General features: G+C 77.9%; 2 protein-coding genes. One reads left to right on the top strand and one right to left on the bottom strand.

From position 1 onward, the window contains the following. Positions 1-1291: hypothetical protein (locus tag ACWEVO_RS35160; protein WP_452311722.1), on the bottom strand; the 1291-nt coding region annotated here is incomplete at its 3' end. A gap of 95 nt (positions 1292-1386) precedes the next feature. Between ACWEVO_RS35160 and ACWEVO_RS35155 the strand changes: the two genes are divergently transcribed. Further along, positions 1387-2091 (top strand): PASTA domain-containing protein, encoded by a 705-nt coding sequence (locus ACWEVO_RS35155; protein ID WP_452311721.1) that lies wholly within the window; start codon positions 1387-1389, stop codon positions 2089-2091. Positions 2092-2347 lie beyond the last annotated feature (256 nt).

Here is a 2347-nt window from a genome sequence, read left to right as displayed (position 1 = left end):
GGCGGCGACCGGGGCGTGAACGCCCCGCGGGGGCGGGGGGGGCCCCCCGGGCCCCCCCCCCCGCCGACGGGGGGCGGCCCGCCCCCCGCGCCCCCGACTGCGGATCCGACCCGGTCGTTTCCGTGGCCGGCGTGCTCACGTCGGCGTCGGGGCCGGTCGACCGGATCGGCTCGGCGCCCGCCGTGCCCGAGGTCGTGCCCGAGCCGGACCCGTCGGCCGTCCCGGGTTCGGCGGCCGGCTCCGGCGACCCGGCGGACCGGCGGCCGAGACGCCACCGCCGCGAGGTCTGCCGGTCATCCGTGGCCACCGCGTCGACAGGCGCTTCCGCGGCCGAGCGGTCCGGGTCCAAGCTGGTCCCGTCGGCGGGCTCTTCGGCGCGTTGGCGGGGCAGCGTCACCCCCGCCCGCGCGGCGGCCCGTAGCTCGGCCCGTTGCGCCAGCGCGGCCACCAGGACCGAGCCGCCGACCCCGGCGATCACCGCGTACGGGGCGATCAGGTGGGCGGAGAGCTGCTCGGGGGCGATCGCCGCGAGCCGCGGCACGGCCAGCAGGTAGGCGAGCGCCACGAGGACCGGGCCGGCTGCTCCCGAGGCCGCCGCCCCGAGCCGCAGCTCCGGCACCCGGGCGCTACGCCGTGCGGCCAGCACGCCGATCAGCAGTGCGGAGCCCAGCGCGAGCAGGGCACCTGGCCAGTAGAAGTAGTCGCGGATCCAGAAGCGGTCGCTGTCCGCACTGATCTGCCAGATGCCGAGCTGTGCGGTGGTCAGGCCCCGGCCGGCGAGCACCCCGTCGACCACCGACACCACGGCGAGCAGCCAGAGCCAGCCGGTGGTGGCGACCAGGTTGCCGGCGGCCGCCCGGGAGTGCAGGGCCCAGACCGCCAGCAGCAGCCCGGCGACCAGCCCGACGGCGGCGTACCCGGCGGCGACCGTCTGCGGGGAGACGGTGTCCGGCACCCGGGCCGCGCGGGCCGGTACGGCGACCAGCAGCACGGTGATCAGCGCGCCCACCCCGGCGGCGACGGCCAGGAGGACGCTCCGCAGCGGACGGCCGGACTCCTCGTCGTCGCCCCGCAGCCGGTGGGCGCAGACCGCGCCGGCCACCACCGAGGTGGCGGAGATCCAGGTGGCCCAGGCGAGGCTCGCCACCCAGGCCGCCTCGACCCGGGTGCCGCCCGCCGACGACCAGTTGATGATGCCCAGGCCGTAGCCGAAGCCCAGCTGGGCCGCCCCCGTCCCGGCGGCGACGCCGAGCGCGGTGGCGACCGATCCTCCCCAGCCACGTCTGGACATGCCGGGGAGCGTAGCGTCCCAGGGTCGGCGCGGCGAGTCGTGGCGGGCTCCGCCGGTAGCCGGGGGCGGGTTGGTGGCGGTCGATACGGTCGCCGGTGACTGAGGCGGTGGACGCGATGACGGACAACGGGCAGCCGGAACGGCCGGCCGGCGTACGCGACGACCAGGGGCCGGGCCGGTCGAGGCTGCTCCTCGGCGGCGGGTTGGCCGTGCTGCTGCTCGCGGTGATCGGGGCGAGCGGCGGCTGGATGCTGGCCGGCGATCCGGACCGTCCCGTGTCGGCCGCCGGAACGCCGTCGACGTCGATCGAGGAGACCCCGACCGAAGCGGCGCCGAGTACGCCGTCCCCGCGCCCGTCCGCGACCCGGACCACCACGACGGCCCCGGGCCTGACCGTTCCCGAGCTGGTGGGCACGGACTTCGCGGAGGCGCGCCGGCAGCTACGCGACCGGAAGCTCGGCTGGCGCCTGGTGTTCGGCACCGGCTCCGACCGGTCGGTCCTGCGCACCTCTCCCGAGCCCGGTACGCCGGTCCGCCGCGGCGTGACGGTGACCCTCTGGGTCGCCGGTTCGGCACCGGCCGTCGCCGTACCGGACCTGATCGGGCTGGCCTGCGGTGACGCCGCGGACGACCTGTTCGAGGCCGGGCTCTATCCCCGCTACCGGACCGGCCGGAAGGGCGAGGTCACCGACCAGGACCCCGTCGCCGCCGCGCCGGCGCACTGGAACGACCGGGTCGACCTCACCTGCGGCGAGGAGCCGCAGGCAACACCGGTGGTCACCTCGTCGCCGACCCCGTGACCCCCGGCTCGCGGCGCTGATCCGCGCGGACGGTTGCTCGGGCCGATACGGTGGACGATCGAGGGCCAGGGCGCCCGACCCTGCGGGGAGAGGACGTGCGATGAGCGACGACCGCGAGGAGCCATCCGCGGGGGATCCCGACGCGACCCGCGCCCTGCCGCCCGACCGCCCCGCCGCCGACGTCGGCCGGAACGCCGCGGACGCCGACGCCACCCAGGCGTTGCCTCCGGAGCGCGCGGCCGAGGCCGACGCCACC

This window comes from Micromonospora sp. NPDC003776 (assembly GCF_053605645.1).
This window is presented reverse-complemented; position numbering and strand designations above follow the sequence as displayed.